Origin of the sequence: Nonomuraea sp. GTA35 (genome assembly GCF_041950525.1) — a bacterium.
Lineage (GTDB): Bacteria > Actinomycetota > Actinomycetes > Streptosporangiales > Streptosporangiaceae > Nonomuraea.
In genome coordinates, this window is record NZ_JBGNUV010000002.1 from 899319 (window position 1) to 922141 (window position 22823).

Annotated in this window: 23 protein-coding genes; 9 read left to right on the top strand and 14 right to left on the bottom strand. The window is 71.3% G+C overall.

Features of this window, described 5'->3' with window-relative positions; all coding sequences use genetic code 11:
• Positions 1-199: 199 nt before the first annotated feature.
• From ACBJ32_RS10795 to ACBJ32_RS10815, 5 genes are all read right to left on the bottom strand, one after another.
• Positions 200-1018 carry a segregation and condensation protein A gene (locus tag ACBJ32_RS10795; protein ID WP_375126597.1) on the bottom strand — a complete coding sequence of 273 codons (819 nt, stop codon included), beginning with the start codon at positions 1016-1018 and terminating at the stop codon, positions 200-202.
• A complete protein-coding gene (locus tag ACBJ32_RS10800; protein WP_375126950.1) occupies positions 1015-1950 on the bottom strand; it encodes a ParA family protein in 936 nt (311 codons plus the stop codon). Before ACBJ32_RS10800 ends, ACBJ32_RS10795 begins: the two co-directional genes overlap by 4 nt.
• A gap of 124 nt (positions 1951-2074) precedes the next feature.
• Entirely contained in the window at positions 2075-2980 is a 906-nt protein-coding gene (locus ACBJ32_RS10805) for a site-specific tyrosine recombinase XerD (protein ID WP_253746716.1), read from the bottom strand.
• A 15-nt stretch (positions 2981-2995) separates the two neighbouring features.
• Positions 2996-3607 carry an NUDIX domain-containing protein gene (locus ACBJ32_RS10810; protein WP_375126598.1) on the bottom strand — a complete coding sequence of 204 codons (612 nt, stop codon included), beginning with the start codon at positions 3605-3607 and terminating at the stop codon, positions 2996-2998.
• On the bottom strand, positions 3604-5268 hold the full coding sequence (locus tag ACBJ32_RS10815; RefSeq protein WP_357866191.1) for a CTP synthase: 1665 nt from the start codon (positions 5266-5268) through the stop codon (positions 3604-3606). Before ACBJ32_RS10815 ends, ACBJ32_RS10810 begins: the two co-directional genes overlap by 4 nt.
• A 110-nt stretch (positions 5269-5378) precedes the next feature.
• Here ACBJ32_RS10815 and ACBJ32_RS10820 point away from each other — a divergent pair, with 110 nt between their 5' ends.
• Genes ACBJ32_RS10820 through ACBJ32_RS10830 form a run of 3 tightly spaced genes read left to right on the top strand, consistent with a single transcriptional unit; the run spans position 5379 to position 8019 of the window.
• Positions 5379-6023, top strand: coding sequence for a DapH/DapD/GlmU-related protein (locus ACBJ32_RS10820; RefSeq protein WP_357866189.1), 645 nt, complete (start codon positions 5379-5381; stop codon positions 6021-6023).
• A gap of 58 nt (positions 6024-6081) precedes the next feature.
• Entirely contained in the window at positions 6082-7209 is a 1128-nt protein-coding gene (locus ACBJ32_RS10825; protein ID WP_375126599.1) for an NAD(P)H-dependent flavin oxidoreductase, read from the top strand.
• A 45-nt stretch (positions 7210-7254) separates the two neighbouring features.
• On the top strand, positions 7255-8019 hold the full coding sequence (locus tag ACBJ32_RS10830) for a GntR family transcriptional regulator (RefSeq protein WP_375126600.1): 765 nt from the start codon (positions 7255-7257) through the stop codon (positions 8017-8019).
• Positions 8020-8047: 28 nt separating this feature from the next.
• On the opposite strand, the gene ACBJ32_RS10835 is transcribed toward ACBJ32_RS10830, so the two are convergent.
• Positions 8048-10408, bottom strand: a complete 2361-nt coding sequence (locus tag ACBJ32_RS10835) for an FAD-dependent oxidoreductase (RefSeq protein WP_375126601.1) — start codon at positions 10406-10408, stop codon at positions 8048-8050.
• A gap of 68 nt (positions 10409-10476) precedes the next feature.
• Here ACBJ32_RS10835 and ACBJ32_RS10840 point away from each other — a divergent pair, with 68 nt between their 5' ends.
• Both ACBJ32_RS10840 and ACBJ32_RS10845 read left to right on the top strand, forming a co-directional pair.
• A complete protein-coding gene (locus ACBJ32_RS10840; RefSeq protein WP_375126602.1) occupies positions 10477-11385 on the top strand; it encodes a phosphotransferase in 909 nt (302 codons plus the stop codon).
• Between the two features lie 4 nt (positions 11386-11389).
• The gene (locus ACBJ32_RS10845) at positions 11390-11998 is read left to right on the top strand and encodes a DUF4126 domain-containing protein (protein ID WP_375126603.1); all 609 of its coding nucleotides are present in this window, start codon (positions 11390-11392) and stop codon (positions 11996-11998) included.
• 269 nt (positions 11999-12267) lie between these two features.
• Here the strand turns inward: ACBJ32_RS10845 and ACBJ32_RS10850 are convergent, their stop codons facing one another.
• Both ACBJ32_RS10850 and ACBJ32_RS10855 read right to left on the bottom strand, forming a co-directional pair.
• A complete protein-coding gene (locus ACBJ32_RS10850; protein WP_357866178.1) occupies positions 12268-13065 on the bottom strand; it encodes an alpha/beta hydrolase in 798 nt (265 codons plus the stop codon).
• Between the two features lies 1 nt (position 13066).
• Complete coding sequence (locus ACBJ32_RS10855; RefSeq protein ID WP_375126604.1) at positions 13067-13876, bottom strand: glucose 1-dehydrogenase; 810 nt, start codon at positions 13874-13876, stop codon at positions 13067-13069.
• Between the two features lie 119 nt (positions 13877-13995).
• Here ACBJ32_RS10855 and ACBJ32_RS10860 point away from each other — a divergent pair, with 119 nt between their 5' ends.
• The 3 genes from ACBJ32_RS10860 (at position 13996) to ACBJ32_RS10870 (ending at position 16330) form a co-directional block, all read left to right on the top strand.
• The gene (locus ACBJ32_RS10860) at positions 13996-14601 is read left to right on the top strand and encodes a hypothetical protein (protein WP_357866175.1); all 606 of its coding nucleotides are present in this window, start codon (positions 13996-13998) and stop codon (positions 14599-14601) included.
• A 59-nt stretch (positions 14602-14660) separates the two neighbouring features.
• Positions 14661-15236, top strand: coding sequence for a Uma2 family endonuclease (locus tag ACBJ32_RS10865; RefSeq protein ID WP_375126605.1), 576 nt, complete (start codon positions 14661-14663; stop codon positions 15234-15236).
• Between the two features lie 218 nt (positions 15237-15454).
• Positions 15455-16330: a serine protein kinase RIO gene (locus ACBJ32_RS10870; RefSeq protein ID WP_375126606.1), complete on the top strand. Its 876-nt coding sequence runs from the start codon at positions 15455-15457 to the stop codon at positions 16328-16330.
• Positions 16331-16493: 163 nt separating this feature from the next.
• On the opposite strand, the gene ACBJ32_RS10875 is transcribed toward ACBJ32_RS10870, so the two are convergent.
• On the bottom strand, positions 16494-17039 hold the full coding sequence (locus tag ACBJ32_RS10875) for a PadR family transcriptional regulator (protein ID WP_375126607.1): 546 nt from the start codon (positions 17037-17039) through the stop codon (positions 16494-16496).
• A 59-nt stretch (positions 17040-17098) separates the two neighbouring features.
• Between ACBJ32_RS10875 and ACBJ32_RS10880 the strand changes: the two genes are divergently transcribed.
• Positions 17099-17860: an alpha/beta fold hydrolase gene (locus ACBJ32_RS10880; protein ID WP_375126608.1), complete on the top strand. Its 762-nt coding sequence runs from the start codon at positions 17099-17101 to the stop codon at positions 17858-17860.
• 37 nt (positions 17861-17897) lie between these two features.
• On the opposite strand, the gene ACBJ32_RS10885 is transcribed toward ACBJ32_RS10880, so the two are convergent.
• From ACBJ32_RS10885 to ACBJ32_RS10905, 5 genes are read right to left on the bottom strand one after another with little or no spacing between them, the layout of a single operon-like run.
• Positions 17898-18491 carry a PepSY domain-containing protein gene (locus ACBJ32_RS10885; protein ID WP_357866169.1) on the bottom strand — a complete coding sequence of 198 codons (594 nt, stop codon included), beginning with the start codon at positions 18489-18491 and terminating at the stop codon, positions 17898-17900.
• A gap of 58 nt (positions 18492-18549) precedes the next feature.
• On the bottom strand, positions 18550-20658 hold the full coding sequence (gene uvrB / locus ACBJ32_RS10890) for an excinuclease ABC subunit UvrB (protein WP_357866167.1): 2109 nt from the start codon (positions 20656-20658) through the stop codon (positions 18550-18552).
• A 35-nt stretch (positions 20659-20693) separates the two neighbouring features.
• Complete coding sequence (locus ACBJ32_RS10895) at positions 20694-20927, bottom strand: helix-turn-helix transcriptional regulator (protein WP_185106606.1); 234 nt, start codon at positions 20925-20927, stop codon at positions 20694-20696.
• 14 nt (positions 20928-20941) lie between these two features.
• Positions 20942-21796: an ABC transporter permease gene (locus tag ACBJ32_RS10900; protein WP_375126609.1), complete on the bottom strand. Its 855-nt coding sequence runs from the start codon at positions 21794-21796 to the stop codon at positions 20942-20944.
• Positions 21793-22707, bottom strand: a complete 915-nt coding sequence (locus ACBJ32_RS10905) for an ABC transporter ATP-binding protein (protein ID WP_375126610.1) — start codon at positions 22705-22707, stop codon at positions 21793-21795. The genes ACBJ32_RS10900 and ACBJ32_RS10905 overlap by 4 nt, the downstream gene beginning before the upstream one ends.
• Positions 22708-22823: the final 116 nt, after the last annotated feature.

Below are 22823 nucleotides of genomic sequence, written 5' to 3' on the forward strand. Positions count from 1 at the left end.
CGCGGCGCCCGCAGGCACCGGGCCCTCCGGCGCAGCGTCCCGGTGGCCCGTCTCCGCCTCCGCCGGGGCCGGCGGTGCGGCGGCCTCGGCTTCCACCTCGGGCGCGCCCGGCTGGGCGAGGGAGCCCGGGAGGGTCATCCAGGCGGGCAGGGGCGGCTCCGAGTCCGGGGAGCGGCGGGGGTTGGGCAGCGGGTTGTCGTCAGTCATGGGATGGTTTCTCCGCGGATTCCTCGTAGTCGTCGCCCACCGCGACGTCCCCCTCGTCGGAGCCCGTCCACGTCACGTGCAGGTCGCCCAGCGGCTCGATCTGCTCGAACGTCACCGCCGACTCCCGGAAGAGCTCCAGCACGGCCAGGAAACGTGCGATGACCTCGATGGTGCCGTCGCAGTCGGCCACCAGCGCGCGGAAGGTGGCGCGCCGGAGCCGGCGCAGGTGCATGACGAGGATCGCCGCCTGCTCCTTGACGCTGGCCAGCGGCTGGTAGACGTGCCCCAGGTTGACGGTGGGCGGCAGCTTGGGGGTGAAGGCCTTGGCGGCGATGCGGGCGAGCTGCTCGGGCCCGATGCCGAGGATCAGCTCGGGCAGCAGGGTGGCGAACTGCTCCTCCATCGTCACGGTGCGGGGGAAGCGCAGCGCCTCCTCCGCCATCCGCCCGGCGAAGACCTTGGCCACCTCCTTGTACGCCTTGTACTGCAGCAGCCGCGCGAACAGCAGGTCCCTGGCCTCCAGCAGCGCCAGGTCCTCCTCGTCCTCCACCTCGCCGGTGGGCAGCAGGCGGGCCGCCTTGAGGTCGAGCAGGGTGGCCGCGACCAGCAGGAAGTGGCTGGTCTGGTCGAGGTCCCACTCGGGGCCGCGGGAGCGGATGTAGGCGATGAACTCGTCGGTGACCTTGGAGAGCGAGACCTCGGTGATGTCGAGCTTGTGCTTGGCGATGAGGCCGAGGAGCAGGTCGAACGGACCCTCGAAGACGTCCAGGTGGACCTGGAAACCCTGGGGCGGCGGCTGCTCGGTGGTCACCTGGCCATTGTGGCAGGCGCCGGCCAGCGCGAGAGCACCTCGCGGGCCAGCTCACGGTAAGCGTTCGCGCCGAGGGACGACGGGTCGAAGGTGGTGATCGGCTCACCGGCCACCGTCGCGTCGGGGAAGCGCACCGTGCGGTTGATCACCGTGTGGAAGACCTTGTCGCCGAACGCCTCCACGACCCGGGCCAGCACCTCGCGCCCGTGCAGGGTGCGGGCGTCGTACATGGTGGCCAGCAGGCCCTCGATCTCGAGCTCCTCGTTGAGCCGCTCCTGGACCTTGGAGATGGTGTCCATGAGCAGGGCGACGCCGCGCAGGGCGAAGAACTCGCACTCCAGCGGCACCATCACGCCGTGGGCGCAGGTGAGGGCGTTGATCGTGAGCAGGCCGAGTGACGGCTGGCAGTCGATGAGGCACACGTCGTAGTGCGGCAGCAGCGGCTTGATGACGCGGCCGAGCACCTGCTCGCGGGCGACCTCGGTGACGAGCTGCACTTCCGCGGCGGACAGGTCGATGTTGCTGGGCAGCAGGTCGAGGCCCTCGACGCCGGTCTGCAGCAGCACCTCCTCCGCGGTGACGCCGCGCTCCATGAGCAGGTTGTAGACGGTCAGGTCGAGCTGGAGCGGGTTGATGCCCAGGCCGACGGACAGGGCGCCCTGCGGGTCGAAGTCGACCAGCAGCACCTTGAGGCCGTACTCGACGAGCGCGGCGCCCAGGTTGATGGTGGTGGTGGTCTTGCCGACGCCACCCTTCTGGTTGACCATCGCGACCACGCGCGCGGGGCCGTGCACCGCCGGCGGCACCGGCTCCGGGAACACCGGCCGGGGCCGCTGCGTCGGCCCGAGATTGACGCCGTTGGAAGGCGCGTTGGTCTTCGTGTCGCCCCAGGGGTTGTCGGGGGTCCCCGGGGTCGAACCCTTGGTCGTCACAGTCACCAGCTCGAACCTCCCTGACGATCCCGAACCGGACCGTCCGGACGGACACTATGGCGTCACCACTTAACGCGGCAAGGCGGCACGCCGTGGGCCGGCGCACGTCCCAAAAGACTATAGATCACTGCCGGGCACGCGGATGCGCTGCGGCGTAGACCTCGCGGAGTTTGTCGACCGTGACCAGGGTGTAGACCTGGGTGGTCGTCACAGAGGCATGGCCGAGCAACTCCTGTACCACCCTAACGTCCGCGCCGCCGTCTATCAGGTGGGTTGCGAAGGAATGCCGGAGTACGTGGGGGCTTATCCCGTCGAGTCCAGCGCGTTCGGCGGCGGCCTGGAGCACTTCCCAGGCTCCTTGCCTGGTCAGGCGGCCGCCGCGGGCGTTGAGGAAGACCGCGGGGGTGCCGCGCCCGTGGGCGAGCAGCCCGGGCCTGGCCCGTACGAGGTAGGCGTCCAGCGCCGACCGGGCGTATCTCCCCAGGGGCACGACGCGGGTGCGGCCGCCCTTGCCGTGCAGGCGCACCTGGTCGTCCTCCAGGTCGTCCACGGCCAGGCCGACGGCCTCGGAGATGCGGGCACCGGTGCCGTACAGGACCTCCAGCAGGGCGCGGTTGCGCAGTGTGAGGGGTGCGCCGTCGGGGCCGGAGGCGGCGATGAGGCGCTCGACCTCGTCCACGCCGATGGCCTTGGGCAGCCGGCGGAGCTGGCGCGGCGGGCGTACCTGGTGGGCGGGGTCGTGCGCCGTGACGCCTTCGCGCAGGGCGAACCGGTGCAGCCCGCGCACGGCGGAGACGGCGCGGGCGGCGGAGCTGGCGACCAGGGCGGGGTGCTCCCCGTCGCCCTCGCGCAGCGCGGCGAGGAAGGCCAGCACGTCGGCCTCCCCCACCTCGCCGAGCTCCAGGCGCCCGCGCGCCTGGAGGTGCTCGAAGTATCGGCGCAGGTCACGACGGTAGGACGCGAGCGTGTTGGCGGCCAGGCCGCGTTCCACGGCCAGATGGGCGAGGTAGCTGGAGAGCACCGCCTCCACGAACTGGTCCTTCCGTCACGCCTCCGGGGCGTCGGCCGGGCGAAGCAGGGCATGCCCCTCGACCGAAGCCGCATATGCGGCGAGGATACCGGCCACGGTCGAGGAATTGTGGATCATTCCCATGAGCGCCTTCTCGACCGCGTCGGCCAGAGGGACCCATTCGACCGGCATGTCGATTTCCTCGTGCCGGTGTTCGAAGCCGTTCTCCTCGTCGGGGATCTTGCTCAGGCCGCGCGCGAGGAACACCCGTACGCGCTCGTCGGTCATGCCCGGCGAGGAGCGCAGGTCGACGAGCGTGTACCAGGTGTCGGCCCGGTAGCCGGCCTCCTCGGCGAGCTCGCGGGCGGCGGTGGTGACGAGCGGTTCGCCTGCCACGTCGCGGATCCCGGCGGGCAGCTCCCACATGAGGTGCCGCGTCGGATGGCGGTACTGCCTGATCATCAGGACGCGGTCGCGCTCGTCGAGGGCGAGCACGGCGACGGCTCCCGGGTGGACGACGTAGTCGCGGTCGGCCACCTCGTCGCGGGGCATCTTGACGCTGTCGGTGACGACGTCGATCACGTGACCCTTGAACCGGTGCCGGGATTCGACGACGTCCCACGCCTCGGGCGTGTCTTCGACCCTCATGGGCCCACCTTGGCACCGACGCGGCTGTCGGCGTAGACCAGGGCGGCGTTGATGAGGCCCTTGAACATCGGGTTGGCCCGGGTGGGCCGGGAGCGGAACTCGGGGTGGGCCTGGGTGCCGATGAAGAAGGGGTGCACGTCGGTCGGCAGCTCGGTGTACTCGACCAGGCGGCCGTCGGGCGACAGGCCGGAGAAGACCAGGCCGACCTGCTCGAGCTGCTCGCGGTAGGCGTTGTTGACCTCGTAGCGGTGGCGGTGACGCTCGTCTGCCTTGGCCTTGCCGCCGTAGAGCTGCCTGGCCAGGGTGCCCTCGCCGAGCTTGGCGGTGTAGCTGCCCAGGCGCATGGTGCCGCCCATGTCGCGCTCGCCGGCGACGACGTCCTCCTGGTCGGCCATGGTGGAGATGACCGGGTGCTTGGTGTCGGGGTCGAACTCGGCGGAGTTGGCGTCCTCGATGCCGGCCATGTGGCGCGCGGCCTCGATGACCATGCCCTGCATGCCGAGGCAGATGCCGAGCAGCGGGATCTTGTTCTCGCGGGCGTGGCGGATGGCGCCGATCTTGCCCTCGATGCCGCGTACGCCGAAGCCGCCGGGGATGAGCACGCCGTCCACGCCGTCGAGCTCGCGCTCGGCGCCCTCGGGCGTCTCGCAGTCGTCGCTCTTGACCCAACGGATGTTGACCCGGGCGTCGTTGGCGAACCCGCCGGCGCGCAGCGCCTCGGTGACCGACAGGTACGCGTCGGGCAGGTCGATGTACTTGCCGACGAGCGCGATCGTGACCTCCTTGGCCGGCCGGTGCACGCGGCGCAGGAGCTGCTCCCACTCCTTCCAGTCGACGTCGCGGAAGGGCAGGCCGAGGCGGCGCACGACGTACGCGTCGAGGCCCTCGGAGTGCAGCACCTTGGGGATGTCGTAGATGGAGGCGGCGTCCACGGCGGAGACGACGGCGTCCTCGTCGACGTCGCACATCAGGCTGATCTTGCGCTTGATCGCCGTCTGCACGGGCCGGTCGGAGCGCAGCACGATCGCGTCGGGCTGGATGCCGATGCTGCGCAGCGCCGACACGCTGTGCTGGGTGGGCTTGGTCTTCAGCTCGCCGGACGGGCCGATGTACGGCAGCAGCGACACGTGCAGGAAGAACACGTTGTCGCGCCCGACCTCGTGCCTGATCTGCCGCACGGCCTCCAGGAACGGCAGCGACTCGATGTCGCCGACCGTGCCGCCGACCTCGGTGATGACGACGTCCACGTCAGGGCCGGCCATTCCGCGGATCCGGTCCTTGATCTCGTTGGTGATGTGCGGGATGACCTGGACGGTGTCGCCCAGGTACTCGCCCCGCCGCTCCTTGGCGATGACGTTGGAGTACACCTGGCCGGTGGTCACGTTGGCCGAGCCGTGCAGGTGGGTGTCGAGGAACCGTTCGTAGTGGCCGACGTCGAGGTCGGTCTCGGCACCGTCGTCGGTGACGAACACCTCGCCGTGCTGGAACGGGTTCATGGTGCCGGGGTCGACGTTGAGGTAAGGGTCGAGCTTCTGCATGGTGACCCTGAGACCGCGCCCTTTGAGCAGGCGACCGAGGCTGGATGCCGTGAGCCCCTTGCCGAGACTGGAGGCGACACCGCCGGTGACGAACAGATGCTTGGTTTGCGATGCGCTGCGCAAAGGGGCTCCCGTGGCTCGAGGTGTGGTCGAAGTGTCCACGGGCTCTCAGGATATCAAACAACGCCCCTCACATGCCCGAACGGCATGACCTAGCGGTAACTTTGGTGCCTATGTCAGTAGTTCGGCGGGCCTTGGGCGCGTTGATTCACCGTACCTACGCGGCGATCCGCCACGCCGGCGCGATCTCTGCCGAGAGTCCCGCCGGTTACCGGTTCCGCCGGCTCGGCGACGGGGTCAGCATCGCGTTCCCGCCCGGCGCGATCTTCGGCGAGCAGTGGATCGAGATCGGCGACCACACGCTCATCGGTGAACGGGTGTCGATCTCGTGCGGCATGGTCCCCGATCGGGATCTCGGCCCGGACGCGATCCTGCGGATCGGCGGGAGCTGCTCGATCGGCCGCGGCTCGCACATCGTCGCCCACCAGTCGGTCGAGATCGGCGACGACGTCTTCACCGGCCCGTACGTCTACATCACGGACCAGAACCACGTCTACGACGATCCCGACATCCCGATCGGGCGCCAGTGGCCGCGCAACAGCCCGGTCTCCATCGGCTCGGGCTCCTGGCTGGGAACCGGCGCGATCATCCTGCCGGGCACCACGCTGGGGCGGCACTGCGTGGTGGCGGGCGGCGCGGTGGTGCGCGGCGAGTTCCCCGACCACAGCGTGGTGGCGGGGGTGCCCGCCAGGCGCGTGCGCGGCTACACGCCGGAGCTGGGCTGGCACACGCCGATCACGCTGGACGTCATGCCCTGAGCCGCCACCTGGACGCCACCCCTGGACCGAACAAGGTTCTGACAGTTAGCGTCGTTGCATGCGGACCGCCATCTGTGAGCGCTTGGGCATCGAGTTCCCGCTGTTCGCCTTCAGCCACTGCCGCGACGTGGTGGCCGCCGTCACGAACGCGGGCGGTTTCGGGGTGCTGGGCGCGGTCGCGTACTCGCCCGAGCAGCTCGACACGGAGCTGACCTGGCTGGACGAACGGGTGGGCGGCCGCCCGTACGGCGTGGACGTGCTCGTCCCCGGCAAGATCGACGCCTCCGCGCTCGACCGCCGCACGCACCTGCTGGAGGCCGTCCCCGACCGCCACCGGGACTTCGTCACCCACCTCCTGGCCAAGTACGGCGTCAGCGCCCCCGGCCAGCCCATGACGGCGGTGGCCGACGAGTTCGGCAGGCGGGTGACGGCCGCCGGGGCGACGGGCCTGATCGATGTGGCGCTCAAGCACCGCATCGGGCTGATCGCCAGCGCCCTGGGGCCGCCGCCGCCCGAGATGGTCTCCAGGGCCAGGGAGGCGGGGGTGCCGGTGGCCGCGCTGGTGGGCACGGTGGAGCACGCCCGCAGGCAGGTGGCCGCGGGCGCGGACCTCGTCGTGGCGCAGGGCACGGAGGCGGGCGGGCACACCGGCGACGTCTCCACGATGGTGCTGGTGCCGCAGGTCGTGGACGCGGTCGCGCCGGTCCCGGTGCTGGCGGCGGGCGGGATCGCCTCGGGGCGGCAGATGGCGGCGGCCATGGCGCTCGGGGCCGAGGGCGTGTGGTGCGGCTCGGTGTGGCTGACGACCGAGGAGGCCGAGACGGCCCCGGCGGTCAAGGCCAAGTTCCTGGCGGCGTCGTCGCTGGACACGGTCCGGTCCCGGTCCCGTACGGGGAAGCCGGCCCGCCAGCTCAGGTCCGCCTGGACCGAGGAGTGGGACTCGGGCCAGGAGAGCCCGGGCGCTCTGGGGATGCCGCTGCAGATGCTGCTCGCCGAGGGCGCGATGGCGCGCATCGGGGCGGCGGCCGAGAAGGGCGAGCCGGGGGCGGTGGAGCTGGTCAACTACTTCGTGGGGCAGGTCGTGGGCCAGCTCGACCAGGTGAGACCGGCCAGGGACGTGGTCTACGACATGATCAGCGAGTTCGGCGAGGCGGTCGAGCGGCTGCGCCGCCTGTCTGCGGAGTGAGACACGGGCGTTTGCCCGTTCTTTGCCAGAAGGTAACCTGCGCCTGTGGTCGGGACTCCGCCTGAGCTGGAACGCGGCACCGGCGTCCCCGCGCACGTGCAGATCGAGCGCTGGCTCCTGGCCTCGATCGCCGCCGGAGAGCTGGCGCCGGGTGACCGGCTGCCCGGTGAGCGGGCGCTGGCCGGGCGGCTCGGCGTGAGCAGGATGACGCTGAGGCAGGCGCTGGCCTCGCTGGAGCGCGACGGCGTACTGCTGCGCGTGCCGGGCAGGTCGGGCGGCGCGTTCGTCGCCGAGCCGCGCCCCGAGCCGCGCATCGACTGCGACCTGACCGGGCTGGCCGGGTTCACGGAGCAGATGCGCCGCGCCCACCTGCGGGCCGAGGCGCGGATCCTGCGGGCCGCGACGGTGCCCGCGCCCGCCACCGCGGCCAGGGCGCTGGGCCTCGCGACCGGCTCGCCGGTGCACGAGGTGGCGCGGGTGCGCTCGGCGGGACGGTCGCCGGTGGCGCTGGAACGCTCGTACTTCCCCGCCCTGCCCGGCCTGCTCGACCACGACCTCACCGGCTCCCTGTACGCGCTGCTGGCCACCCGGTACGGCCTGGAGCCGCGCACCGCGGTCGAGCACCTCGACCCGGTGATCGCCCAGCCGGCCGAGGCCGCCGAACTGGGCATCGCGCCGGGCACGCCGCTGATGCGGATCGAGCGCACCGCCTACGCGGCGGGCGGCACGCCGGTGGAGTACGCGCTCGACCTGTTCCGCCCCGACCGCGTCCGCATCTCGGTACGCAGCGGCGTCACGGAGACCGCCTGAACCGCCGCCGCGTCACGACACCCCAGTGTCACGGCACCAGCGGGCCCTTGACCACCACCCCCGGCACCCACCGCCCCTCGATCTCGACCTCGACCGGCGTCCCCGGCTCCGCCCCCAGGTAGGCGTAGGCGATCGACTCCCGCGCGGTGTACCCGTACCCGCCGGAGGTCACCCGGGCCTCGACCCGCCCGTCCACGCGCACCGGCTCGTTGCCGAGCGCGACGGCGCGCGGATCGCCCAGCGTCAGGCAGCGCAGCCGCCGCGCGGGCGCGGGGTCGAGGGCGTCCCTGCCGAGGAAGTCCTTGTCGTTCCTGACGCAGAACCCCAGCCCCGCCTCGTACGGCGTCGTCTCGGGCCCGATGTCGGCCCCCCACACCCGGTACCCCTTCTCCAGCCGCAGGCTGTCGATGGCCCGGTACCCCCCGGCCACCAGCCCGTACGGTTCCCCCGCCCGCCACAGCGTCTGCCAGAGCCCGAGCCCGTACTCGCTGGAGCAGTACAGCTCCCACCCGTGCTCCCCCACGAACGTCACCCGCAGCGCCAGCACCGGCACGTCCCCCACGGTGAGCTCGCGCGCGGACATGAAGGGGAAGTCCAGCGGGTCGGGGGTCAGCCCGCCGAGCACGTCGCGGGCCCGCGGCCCCCACAGCGCGAAGCACGCGTACTGGCCGGTCACGTCCGCGATCCTGGCCCTCGACCCCGTGAGCGCCGCCTGCTTGCGCAGCCAGCCCATGTCGTGCGAGCCGAACGCGGTGCCGGTGACGACGAGGAACTCCTCCTCGCCGCGCCGGGTGACGGTGAAGTCGCACTCGATGCCGCCGCGCCGGTTGAGCGCCTGCGTGTACGTGACGGCGCCCACGTGCCGGGCGACCCGGTTGTCGCACACCCATTCCAGCAGCGTGGCGGCGTCGGGCCCGGTGACCTCGATCTTGGCGAACGAGCTCTCGTCGAACAGCCCGGCGGCCGTGCGCGTGGCCCGGTGCTCGGCTCCGATCGCGGACGACCACAGCCGCCCGGCCCACCCGTGGGGCCGCTCCTCCTCCCCGGGAAGGGCGTTGCCCGCGTAGTAGTTGACCCGTTCCCACCCGGACTTCTCGCCGAAGACGGCCCCGTGGGCGGCGTGCCAGCCGTAGGCGGGCGAGACCCGCAGCGGCCGGCCCGCCGACCGCTCGTGACCGGGGTAGCGGATGTCGTAGTACGTCTCGTAGTTCTCGACCGCCCGCTTGATCGTGTACGACGGCGAGCGGTAGTGGCGGCCGAAGCGGCGCACGTCCATGTGCCACAGGTCCATGCCGGGCTCGCCCTCGACGATCCACTCGGCCATCACCTTGCCGATGCCGCCCGCGCCCGCGATGCCGTGCGCGCAGAAGCCGGCCGCGACGAAGAACCCGGCGGCCTCGGTCTCGCCCAGGCAGAACTCGTTGTCGGGGGTGAACGCCTCGGGCCCGTTGATCAGCTTGCGGATGCCGACGTCGGCCATGGCGGGCACGCGGATCCGGGAGTTGTCCGAGATCTCCTCGAACCTCGGCCAGTCCTCCGGCAGGAGGCGGCCGTTGAAGTCGCCCGGCACCGCGTCGTAGGCGTTCCGGCCGGCCGTCCAGGGCGCGCACTGGCGCTCGTACCCGCCCATGACCAGGCCCTGGACCTCCTGGCGGTAGTAGATGAGCAGGTCGGGGTCGCGCAGCGTGGGCAGCCCGGTGTGGTCGTGGAAGGCGTCGCTGACGACGTACTGGTGCGACATGGGCACGATCGGGACCCGCACCCCGGCCATGCGGCCGATCTCGGCGGCGAACATGCCGCCGCAGTTGACCACGATCTCGCAGGCGATGTCGCCCTGGTCGGTGCGCACGCCCGTGACGCGGCCCCGCTCGACGGTGATCCCGAGCACGCGGGTGCGGGTGCGCACGGTGACGCCGCCCTCGCGGGCCCGGGTGGCCAGGGCGTAGCAGAGCTGGGAGGGGTCGATCTGCCCGTCGGTCGGCAGGTACGCCGCCCCGACCACGCCCTCCGGGTCCATGAGCGGGAACAGCTCCACGGCCTCGGCCACGGAGATCTCCTCCAGCGGCAGCCCGAACGTGCGCGCCCAGCCGATCTGGCGGCGGATCTCCGCCATCCGCTCGGGCGTGGAGGCGAGCTTGATGCCGCCGCACTCGGTCCAGCCGGCGTCGAGGGTGCGGTAGAGCTCGACGGAGTACTGGTTCATCCGGGTCAGCGTGGGGTCGGCGCGCAGTTGCCCGACGAGCCCGGCGGAGTGGAAGGTGGAGCCGCTGGTGAGCTCGTCCCGCTCCAGCAGGACGACGTCGCGTTCGCCGAGTTGGGTGAGGTGGTAGGCGACGGACGCGCCGCCCACCCCGCCACCGATGATCACGATGCGGGCCGAGTCGCTCATGGTCGCGAGGCTAACCGGCACGCCCTTAAAGGTCTAGACCGTTCGGGACGGCGGGGCTAGCATCGAGCATGGCCGCGCCCGAGGTCCTCGATCGCATCCCCCTGCTGTCCGGCGTGCCGCGCTCCGTGGAGGAGCTGCCCGGCGGGCTCACCAACCACAACTACAAGATCACGACGCCGTCCGGCGCGTACGTGGTGCGCGTGTGGGCCAGCGACGGCGCGCTGCTGGCCATCGACAGGGACGCCGAGCACGCCAACTCGATCGCGGCGGCGCGTGCGGGGGTCGGCGCGCCGGTGCACGACTACCTGCCGGAGCTCGGGGTGCTGGTGGTGGGGTTCCTGCCGGGCTGCCGCACGTTCACGGAGGCCGACCTGCACGACCCGGCGAACCTGCCGCGCGTGGCCGAGGCGTGCCGGCGGCTGCACGCCGGACCGCGGTTCGTGCGCGACTTCGACATGTTCGAGGTGCAGCGGCGCTACCTGGAGATCGTCCGCGAGCGCGGCTTCCGGCTGCCGCCCCGCTATCTCGACTTCCTGCCCGCCGTCACCCAGATCCGGAAATGTCTCGCTGTCAGGGACGAGGGAACGGTTCCGTGCAACAACGACCTGCTGCCCGGCAACATCCTGGACGACGGCGAGCGCCTCTGGCTGATCGACTACGAGTACGCGGGCAACAACGACCCCTGCTTCGAGCTCGGCAACATCTGGAGCGAGTCCGCCCTGCCGCTCGGGCACCTGGAGCAGCTCGTCACCGCCTACTACGGCCGCCACCTGCGCAACAAGGTCGCCCGGGCGCGCCTGCTGGGCCTCATGTCCAAGTACGGCTGGACGTTGTGGGCCTCCATCCAGGACGGCGCCAACGAGGCCATCGACTTCGACTTCTGGTCGTGGGGCATGGAGAAGTACGAGCGGGCGGTGGCCGAGTTCACCGATCCCGGCCTGACGGGCCTCATGGACGAGGCGGCGCGGGCAGACTAGGGGCATGCTGGCCGCTTTGACCGGTCTGGGGCTCTCCACGGCCGCCGGGCTGAACGCGTACATCCCGCTCCTGGTCGTGGGGGTGCTCGCGAACGTCACCGACGCCGTGCGGCTGCCCGACGGCTACTCCTGGCTGTCGAACTGGGGCGTGCTCGCCATCCTCGCGGTGCTGCTGGTGGCCGAGATGGTGCTCGACAAGGTGCCCGCCGTCGACAGCGTCAACGACGCCATCCAGACCGTGGTGCGCCCGGCCTCGGGCGGCGTGGTCTTCTCCGCCACGAGCGCCGCCGCCGAGCTGGAGAACTCGACCTGGATGACCGAGCGCCCCTGGGTGGGGTGGCTGCTGGGCATCGTGCTGGCGCTGGCCGTGCACGCGATCAAGGCCGCCGCCCGTCCGGTGATCAACGCGGGCACGGCGGGCGTCGGCGCGCCGGTCGTCAGCACGGTCGAGGACGCCGGGTCGTTCGGGATGAGCCTGATCGCGGTGTTCCTGCCCGCGCTGGTGATCGTCGCGTTGCTGGTGCTCGCGGTGGGCGCGTGGTGGCTGCTGCGGCGGGTACGCCGCTTCCGCGCCCGCAGGAGGGCGGCCCGGGGTCATCACCCGCCAGGCTGACCCGGGATCCGCCCGCAGGCTGACGTGCCGGCGCGGCTGGGCCGCCTACGGTTGGGGCGAGGTAGCGAACAAGGGATGGAAACGTGTGGGCGGCAATCCGTGGCCCCCAACCCTGGCACGCTCACACGCGTGGGCGCCCGGCGGCACCTCTCGTGCCGCCGGGCCCTTCACCGCTTCTCACCGGCGCCGTGCCCAGCCCGTCACAGGCGCCGTGCCCAGCCCGTCACAGGCGGCGTGACCGGGCCCCCTCACGACAGCGTGACCGGCCCTCACAGGCGGCGTAACCAGCCCTCCAGCGCGTTGACGAAGTCGTCGGGCCGCTCCTCGTGCAGCCGGTGGCTCGTGCCCTCCCACGACAGCACCACCGACGCCGGGTCCTTGAGCAGCCCGGCCTCCCAGCTCGCCCGCCCGGCGTCGGCCCAGATCGACAGCACCGGGCACCGCCTGCGGGCCAGGTAGCCGTCGCTGGCCGGGCGCACCCCGATGGCGTCCGGGCCGGTGAACATGGCCTCGAACGCCTGGACGAGCACGTGCGGCGGCATGCCGTACAGCCTGCGCTTGTGCCAGCGCCTGATGACGGGCGGGGTGGCGGCGTTCGTGCACCACTCGTCGATGCGCTCGGCCGCCTCGTGGGGGCGCTCGCCCCGCAGGCCCGCGATCATCCTGGGGAAGCCGCGGGCGAGCTCGGCCGACATGCCGTAGCCCGGGTCGAGGGTGACCAGCGCCCGCACCCGCTCCGGGTGCTCGACGGCCAGGATGGAGACCACCTGCCCGCCCATCGAGTGCCCGACGGCGACCACCTGGGGGATGCCGAGGCGGTCGAGCAGGACGTTCAGGTCCTCGGCCATCGCGCGCGGCGTGTTGCCGCTCTCCGGGACCGAGGAGTAGCCGTGGCCGCGCAGGTCCACGGCGAGCACGCGGTGCGCGGGGGTGAGCGCGTCGATGTGCCACGACCACTGGTGCGAGTCGGCCCCCCAGCCGTGGACCAGCAGCAGCGGCGCCGGGCCGCCCGCGCCGTCGTCGGTGTAGAAGAGCCGGACACCCTCCCCGACCTCCGCGTACGGCACGCTATGCCTCCGGTGCCTTCGGCGCCTTCCACGGGGGCAGCAGCGAGCCCTCCCCCGCGGTCCAGCCGCCGTCGATGGCCAGCTCGGCGCCGGTGACGTACGAGGCGGCGTCGGACAGCAGGAACGCGATCGCCTCCGCCACCTCCTCCGGCTCGCCCCAGCGCCCGGCGGCGGCCAGCCCGAACGTGCCCTCCCCCGACACGGCCCCCAGCCCCTGCGTCATCGGGGTGACGATCATCCCGGGATGCACGGAGTTGACCCGGATCCGGTCCCGCCCGAACTCCAGCGCCGCGATCTTCGTCAGCCCGCGCACCCCCCACTTGGAGGCGCCGTACCCGCCGGTCATGGGCAGCGCGAACAGCCCCGCGACCGACGACAGGTTCACGATGGCGCCGCCGCCCTGCTCGCGCATGGGCCCGACCACGGCCTTCAGCCCCAGGAAGGTGCCGACCAGGTTCACCTGCAGGACGTTCTGGAACTCCTCCAGGGGCTGCTGCTCGATCGGCAGCATGGTGGCGATGCCGGCGTTGTTCACCAGGCCGTCGACCCGCCCGTACGCCTCCAGGGTCTCGGTGACGACGGCCGCCCAGGCGTCCTGGCTGGTCACGTCGTGCGCGATGAAGCGGGCGTCGAGCTCCTTGGCGGTCGCCGTGCCCTCCTCCACCAGCACGTCGGTGACCACGACCCGCGCCCCTGCCGCGACGCAGCGCCGGGCGGTGGCCGCCCCCATGCCACGGGCGCCGCCTGTGATGATCACAACCTTGCCGTCAAGCACCCTTAATGCCCTCTCTAGGGATGGTTGGGGAGACATGTGCACTGAAACACACCGGTCAGGTCTGATCAAGAGCTTGCTTGCTCACCGTGGCGCCCGCGGGGCGCGCCTGAACCGCCGAGTCCGACTATCCTTCAAGACACCAACACCAACAGGAGGTGGCGAAGATCGGCGAGTTCCTTGTCATCGTGCTGGTGATCCTGGCGTTCCTCCTGCTGCTCGGCGGCGTCGGCATCTACCTCCTGGTCAAGCTGGGCAGGAAGGCGGCGGTCAAGGCCAAGCAGGCCACGGTCCGCCTCAGCACGCACGTCAACGCGATGGGCACGGGCGACGCCGCCGAGGTCGAGCGGCTCCGGCTCGACCTGCGCCGCGAGGTCTCCCTCACCCGGCAGGCCGTCGAGCACGCGCAGAGCCTGGGCTGGGGCCTGGGCGACCTGCCCCGGCTCCTGGCCGACCTGACGGCGCAGGCCGACGTGCACGACGGGCAGCTCGGCATGTACGCCCAGCAGCGCCGCGTGTCGCCGTACGTGGACCACGCCACCCTCGACCGGCTCAGGGAGCACCAGGCCAAGCTGACGGCGATGTGCGCCCGCATCCGCGCCGACCTCCTCGGCGACCAGGTGCAGCACACCGCCACCGGCATCGCGGACCTCACCTCCCGCACCGACCTGGAGATCGAGGCCCGCCGCCGCGCCCCCGACCCGCTGGACGAGATCGACGAGCTCTACCGGCGCTCGATGGAGGAGCGCAGGGACCGGCCCTGAGGGTTACGGTATGTGGCATCATAGATGCGACGCGTGAGATTCGCTGAGGAGGTGCTCCGATGAGCACGGCCCTTCCCGAGTGGTTCTACCCGGGGCCTCCCGGTGGATGGACCGCCGACATGCTCGATCACCTTCCCCCTGACGCGCCTCGGCACGTCGAGCTGCTCGACGGGTCGCTCATCATGACGGCGCCGCAGACCGGCTTCCGCATGCTCATGCTCCGCCTGCTGGAGCGGTCGCTCCGTCCGCCCGACGAGCTCATGGTGGCCCGGGAGATGACGGTGACGCTGGGCCTGCGCCAGCGACCGGAGCCGGACATCCTCATCGTCAAGAGCTCCGCCTTCACCACGAGGGTCACCTCGTTCACGCCTGAGGACGTCCACCTGGCCGTCGAGGTCGTCTCGGACGAATCCAGGGAGCGCGATCGCACCACGAAGCCGATCAAGTACTCCGACGCGGGCATCAAGCATTTCTGGCGGGTGGAACAGGAAGACGGCATGCCCGTCGTGTACACGTTCGAGCTCGAACCCGCAGTCAGGGCGTACGTCCCCACAGGCATCCACCGCAAGCGGCTGCGGACGAACATCGGCTTCGACGTGGACGTCGATCTCGACCTGGACAGAGCCCTGCGCTGAGCGCACGCGGGCGGTAAACGGGTTGCGCCCCTTCCCGCCGCATCGCCATACTCGACGATCGTATCGATCGCCGCCTGATCACCGCTGCACGAAGGGAGGATGAGACTGTGACGACGACTGTTCGCGTGCCGTTTTCCGCGTCCTCATTCCTTCCCACCGGGCGTCAGCCGACCTGATCGCGACCGGCCGGTGGGCCGCAGACCTGGAGTCATCCCACCGTGCCGAAGCACTCGCAACACCGCCGCCGTGGCAAGCACGCCCTCGACGCCGACGACCTTGAATGGCTGGAGTCCGCCCCCGAGACGTACGACGGCCCGCCGGAAGGCGACCGCTGGTCCACCTGGGACCAGAGCACGCCGACGGAGAAGGGCCCGCGGCCCTACCCTGACTGGCTCGTCACCGAGCTGGCCGCCGTCGACACCGAGCACGGCATCCTCAAGACGGGCAAGGAAGCCGACGTCCACCTGATCTCCCGGGGCGTGCCGGGCACCGACCGGGTCTGCCTGCTGGCGGCCAAGCGGTACCGCTCCGCCGAGCATCGCCTCTTCCACCGCGACGCCGGCTACCTGGAGGGCCGCAGGACCCGCGACGACCGCATGAACCGCGCCATGGCCGGCCGCACGGCCTTCGGCAGGCAGGCCATCGCCGCGCAGTGGGCGGTGGCCGAGTTCTCGGCGCTGTGCCGGCTGTGGGAGCTGGGGGTGCCGGTGCCGTACCCGGTGCAGATCGTCGGGACGGAGATCCTGCAGGAGTTCGTCGGGACCCGCGACGGGTACGCGGCGCCGCGGCTGGCGCAGGTGACCGAGGGGCTCGGCGAGCTGTGGGAGCAGCTCGTGGCGGCCATGGTCACGCTGGCCCGCGAGGGGCTCGCCCACGGGGACCTGTCGCCGTACAACCTGCTGGCCCACGAGGGCAGGCTGGTGGTCATCGACCTGCCGCAGATCGTGGACGTGATCGCGCATCCGGTGGGCCCGTCGTTCCTCGACCGCGACGCGCGCAACGTCGCCACCTGGTTCGCCGCCAAAGGCGTCGGCGCCGCCGACCCGGACGCCCTGGCCACCCTGCTCCGCAAGGAGGCCGGGCTCCTCCCCTGACACGGGACCGCCTCGCCTGCCCTGGCTTGCCTTCGAGCCGGCGCGAGGCCGCCTCGCCCACTCTGACGCGGCCCTTCACAGCGGGCGGGACCGGCGCCCGACAGGGTCAAGCGCCGCGTCGTCGGGCGTCGGGCGTCAGGCGTCAGGCGTCAGGCGTCAGGCGTCAGGCGTCAGGCGGAGCTTGCGTGCTCTCGAGGGTTTCGACGGTGGCGTGCAGCCAGGCGAGCTCCGCCTGGCTGGTGGCGTGGGCGATGGTCAGCAGGCCCTGGCGGAAGGGGTCGGCGAACTCCTCGGCCGCCATCGGCCGGTCCCCGTCGTAGAAGAAGCTTGTCGGCTCCTCCAGGAACGCCAGCCGCCTGCGCAGCACCGCCACCTGCTCCTTGGGCTCGTCCAGGTGGCGGAGGAAGGCGAGCAGGGTGAACCACCGGTTCTCGTCGCTGATGTCGAGCTCACCCGGATCCCGCAGCCGGCGCTCCAGCTCCGTGCGGCCCTCGGGCGTCAGGTACAGCATGCGCCGTGGCGCGGCGGCCACGCCCGGCTCGTCCTTCCTGACCAGCCAGCCGGCTGCGGCCATCCGCTTGATGGCCGGGTAGAGCGTGCCGTCGGCCACCGGGCGCACGTGCCCCATCAGCGCCGCCACCCTGCGGCGCAGGTCGTAACCGTGTAACGGCCGATCCCTGAGGAACCCGAGTATCGCCAGCTCCAACATGGCTGTCAGCATACCTCGGCGCCGATATATATTGGCCCCGATACATGAGGAGATCCGTCATGCACGATGCCATCGTTCATCCCAGCGGCGCTCGCATGCGCTGGGTGGAGTTGCCCGGCGAGGAGCCGGCGCGTGTCTACGTCCACGGTCTCGGCGCCACCTCGGCCCCCTACTACGCGGAGGTGGCGGCGCACCCCCTCCTGCCCCGGCACCGGTCGCTCCTGATCGACCTGCTCGGGTTCGGTGTCAGCGACCGGCCGCGGGATTTCTCGTACACGCTGGAGGCCCACGCCGACGCCCTGGCGGAGGGGTTGCGCAAGGCCGGGGTGGCGGGGGCCTCGGTGGTCGCGCACAGCATGGGCGGGGCGGTGGCCACGATCCTGGCCGCGCGCCATCCCGAGCTGGTCGCCCGCCTGGTCCTGGTGGACGCCAACCTCGACCCCCATCCCCCCACGCCGGTCCCGCCGGGCGGCAGCGGCATCGCGGCCTTCGGCGAGGAGGAGTTCGTGGCGGGAGGGTGGAAGGAGGTGCGCGATCGGGTGGGGCCGCACTGGTGGTCCACGATGCGCCTGGCCGACCTGCGCGGCCTGCACCGTACGGCGGTCAGCCTGGCCGAGATGCCTGCGCCCACCGTTCGGGAGCTGCTGGTGGAGCTGGCGATCCCCCGCGCCTTCCTGCACCCGGAGGGCGGCGAGCCGGCCGGGGCCGCGGAGCTGCGCGAGGCGGGCGTGCGGGTGCTGGAGGTTCCGGAGTCGGGGCACAACATCATGCTCGACAACCCCGAGGCCTTCGCCCGCACGCTCGCGACCCTGCTCCCCTGACCACCACCCGGCCCGCAGCGCCGCGGCGCGGCGCGGGTCAGGTGGTGGCGCTGTTGGTCCTGGTGACCGCGCCCGTGGCGGCGTCCACCGCCACCTCGTGCTTCGTCCCGTCCGGCGCGATCACGTCCGCCTCCCACACGGTCTTGCCCTGCTCCGTGTCCAGGTTCAGCTCCGTGACCCGCCCTTCCGGCACCGCCGCCGCGATCTTGTCGGCCGCCTGCGCGTAGTCGAGCTTGGCCGCCGACACCCGCGCGCGGTGCTTGGCCTTGTCGGCGTTGTCCTCCTGCTCGGTGGTGGGGCCGCTGACGACCTTGCCGGACTCCACGTCCAGCTGGTGCTCGGTGCCGTCCTCGCCGACGACCTGCACCTCCCACAGACGGCCGTTCTCCTCGGTCTCGATCGAGATGAGGGTGGAGCCCGGCACCGCGTCCAGCGCCGCCTGAGCGGCCTGCTTGAGGTCGCCCGCCCCGGGGGAGCCCGTGGGGCTCCCCTGAGGCGCGGTGGTGGCCGTGGGGGTGCCGATGGTCGGCGAGGACTGGACGGCCAGCCGCTCCGCCTCGCGCAGCACGGTGCCGCAGCCCCCCGCCAGCACCGACGCGCCGACCAGGGCCCCAATGATCGTCTTGTTCATACCATGGACGCTGCCCACCAACAGGTGAAGCATTCGCCCAGGTCAGAAGGCATACGACCTATTGAACCCCGGCCTCGCGCATGTCGCGCAGCTCGCGCTTGAGCTCCTTGATCTCGTCGCGCAGCCGGGCCGCCACCTCGAACTGGAGGTCGGCCGCCGACTGGTGCATCTGCTCGGTCAGCGACTCGATCAGCGACTCCATCTGGGCGCGCGGCATCTCACCGGCGATGGTCTTGGCGTGCTGGCCGGCCTGCCGGGCGGCGAACCCGGGCACGGGGGCCTTGCCGCGCGACTGCTGCCGGCCGCCGCCCATGAGCTGCTGGGTGTCGGCGTCCTCGCGCGACAGCGAGTCGAGGATGTCGGCGATCTTCTTGCGCAGCGGCTGCGGGTCGATGCCGTTGGCCTCGTTGTAGGCGATCTGCTTGGCCCGGCGCCGGTTGGTCTCGTCGATGGCCCGCTCCATCGACGGGGTGACCTTGTCGGCGTACATGTGCACCTGGCCCGAGACGTTACGGGCGGCGCGGCCGATGGTCTGGATCAGCGACGTCTCCGAGCGCAGGAAGCCCTCCTTGTCGGCGTCGAGGATGGACACCAGCGACACCTCGGGCAGGTCGAGACCTTCACGCAGCAGGTTGATGCCGACGAGCACGTCGAACTCGCCGGTGCGCAGCTCGCGCAGCAGCTCGATGCGGCGCAGCGTGTCGACCTCGCTGTGCAGGTAGCGGACCCGGATGCCGAGCTCCAGGAGGTAGTCGGTGAGGTCTTCGGACATCTTCTTGGTCAGCGTGGTGACCAGGACGCGCTCGTCGCGCTCGGCCCGCTCGCGGATCTCGTGGACCAGGTCGTCGATCTGGCCCTTGGTGGGCTTGACCACGATCTCGGGGTCGACCAGGCCGGTCGGGCGGATGACCTGCTCGACCACGTCGCCCTTGACCCGCCCCAGCTCGTACGGCCCCGGCGTGGCCGACAGGTAGACCGTCTGGCCGATCCGCTCCAGGAACTCCTCCCACTTCAGCGGCCGGTTGTCGAGCGCCGACGGCAGCCGGAAGCCGTGCTCGACCAGCGTGCGCTTGCGCGAGGCGTCGCCCTCGTACATGGCGCCGATCTGCGGCACGGTCTGGTGGGACTCGTCGAGGACCAGCAGGAAGTCTTCGGGGAAGTAGTCGAGCAGCGTGTTGGGCGCGCTGCCGGCCTCGCGGCCGTCCATGTGGCGCGAGTAGTTCTCGATGCCGGAGCAGGTGCCGACCTGGCGCATCATCTCGATGTCGTACGTCGTGCGCATGCGCAGCCGCTGCGCCTCCAGCAGCTTGCCCTGCCGCTCCAGCTCCGCCAGCCGCTCGGTCAGCTCCGCCTCGATGCCGGCCACGGCGGCGGCCATGCGCTGCTCGCCTGCGACGTAGTGGGAGGCGGGGAAGATGTAGAGCTCCTCGTCCTCGGTGATGACCTCGCCGGTGAGCGGGTGCATGGTCGAGAGCTTCTCGATCTCGTCGCCGAACATCTCGATGCGGACGGCGAGCTCCTCGTACTTCGGGATGATCTCGATCGTGTCGCCGCGCACCCGGAAGGTGCCCCTGGTGAAGGCCAGGTCGTTGCGGGTGTACTGCATGTCGACGAGGCGGCGCAGGAGCTGGTCGCGGTCGGTCTCCATGCCGACGCGCAGCCGGGCCATGCGGTCGACGTACTCCTGTGGCGTGCCCAGGCCGTAGATGCACGACACCGAGGCGACCACGATCGTGTCACGGCGGGTGAGCAGCGAGTTGGTGGCCGAGTGGCGCAGCCGCTCGACCTCGTCGTTGATCGAGGAGTCCTTCTCGATGTAGGTGTCGCTCTGCGGGACGTACGCCTCGGGCTGGTAGTAGTCGTAGTAGGAGACGAAGTACTCGACCGCGTTGTTGGGCAGCATCTCGCGCAGCTCGTTGGCGAACTGCGCGGCGAGCGTCTTGTTGGGCTGCATGACCAGGGCCGGCCGCTGCAGGCGCTCGATCAGCCAGGCGATCGTGGCCGTCTTGCCCGTGCCCGTGGCGCCCAGCAGGACGTTGTCCTTCTCCCCGGCCTTGACGCGGCGCTCCAGCTCGGCGATGGCCGTCGGCTGGTCGCCCGATGGAGTCATCTCGGTGACGACCTCGAAGGGCGCCACCTTCCGCTGCAAATCAGTGACCGGTCGCATGCTGCCACTGTAGGCGGCCCCACTGACAGAAAGGGTCAGGCCGTACGCTCGCCTATCCGGGGGAAGGGCGTGGTGGAGAAGACCACCTCGACGGGCACCTCGAAGTACTCGGCGATGCGCAGGGCCAGGTAAAGGCTGGGGCTGTATTCGCCCCGTTCGAGATAGCCGATGGTCTGGTAGTGCACCCCCAGCGCGTCGGAGAGCTGCCTGCGGGTCACGTTCCGCTCTGCGCGCAGCAGCGCGATGCGGTTGTAGACGGTCTCACTCATCAGGCCGTAGTTTCTCAGGTCACGCGCTGCATCGCCCGGTGACGGCGCTCTTCCATCGCCGAGCCGGACTCGCGCCTGGCCATCCTGCGCAGGATCGGCGGCGCCAGCAGCAGCCCCGCCACGGCCCAGGCGAGCAGCACGAGCGTGGTCTCCACGGGCCGCCACGAGCCGCCGATCTCCGCGGCGGCGGCCGCGTCGGGCAGCAGCGCCGAGCGCATCCCCAGGCCGAGCCAGTAGAGCGGGAAGGCGTGGGCCAGGGCCTGGAGCCAGCCGGCCAGCGCCGCGATGGGATAGAAGATGCCCGAGATCGCGGTGAGCGCGCCGACGGTGAGCATGGACAGCCCGGCCGCGCTCTGCGGGCTCTTGGCCAGGGAGCCGATGACCGCTCCGATCGGCAGCGACGACAGCAGCCCCAGCAGCCCGATCCAGGCGAGGGTGAGCCAGTTGCCCAGGCCGATCCCGAGCAGCCCCGGCACGAAGAACAGCCCGGCGGCGAGCATCACCACCACGGCGCCGACGGTGGTGATGGACAGCATCACGATCCGGCCGACGAGGTAGCCGACCATGCCCTGGGGCACGGCCTTGGCCCTGAGCAGCGTGCCGTCCTCCCGCTCGACCGACAGCGCGCCCACCGCGCCCATGAGCGCGTTGAAGGGGATCAACAGGCCGACCACGCCGGGCAGCGTGGCAGCCGCGAGCGAGATGTCCGTGCCGGGCACCGTCGCGTCGCGCTGGAAGTACATCGTGACGACCAGGGCCGCGGTGCTCACCACGGTGAAGCCCATGTCCTGCGCGCTGGTGAGCTGCTGCTTGAACTCGATCCACCCGCGGGACACCCCGAGCCGGGCGGCGTGCAGCGTGGGGTTCACCCTTCCTCCTTCCTGACGATCGCCATGTAGGTGTCCTCCAGCGTGGCCCGGCGCACCTCCAGGTCGCCGATCTGGCCGCCGTACTGCTCGAACAGCTCGCGGACGAAGCCCGTGGCGTCCTGGGTGGCGTGCACGAAGTGCTCGCCGTCGCGGCTCCAGCGCACCTGGGCGTCGCGGGAGAACTCGCGGGCCAGCCTGTCGGGGCTGCCGTCGGCGACGATCCGGCCGCCGGACAGGATGAGGATGCGGTCGGCGAGCTTCTCCGCCTCGTCGAGGTCGTGCGTGGTGAGCAGGATCGTGGTGTCGTCCAGGTCCGACAGGCGGTGCACGAGGTCGTGGAAGTCGCGCCTGGCCTGCGGGTCGAACCCGGCGGTCGGCTCGTCGAGGAAGAGCACCTCGGGCCGGCCGACGATGCCGATGGCGACGTCGAGCCTGCGCCGCTGGCCGCCCGACAGCTGCCTGATCCGCTGCCCGGCCTGCTGGGTGAGCCCGACCGCCCCGATCAGCTCGGCGGTGTCGAACGGCGGCCGGTCCGGTCGCGCGTACGGCTCGTAGTAGCGGCTGAGGTGGTGCAGGAGCTGGTGCACCCGCCAGCGGCCGTGGTCGCGCCACGACTGGAGCACGACGCCCAGCCTGGCGCGCCAGCGCTCGTCGCCGCGGGCGGGCTCGACCCCCAGCACCCGGACGTGGCCCGCGGAAGGTTTCCTGAAGCCCTCCAGGATCTCGATCGTGGTGGTCTTGCCGGCGCCGTTGGGCCCGAGCAAGGCGATCACCTCGCCCGGGCTGACGGTGAAGGTGACGTCCCGCAGGACCTCCTTCTCGCCGTACGCCATCCGCAGCCCCGCGACCTCGATGGCGGCGGCGCTCCTCCCGAGGTCGAGGCCGCCTGCGAGCTCTTTCACCGCGCCCATCAATCCTCCACGTAGTAGGTCTACTACATCTATAGCACACCTACTACAGACTGCAATACACATATGACACCGCATTGCAAGCGAACAGTAAGTCACACCCGATACGGTCGGAATCG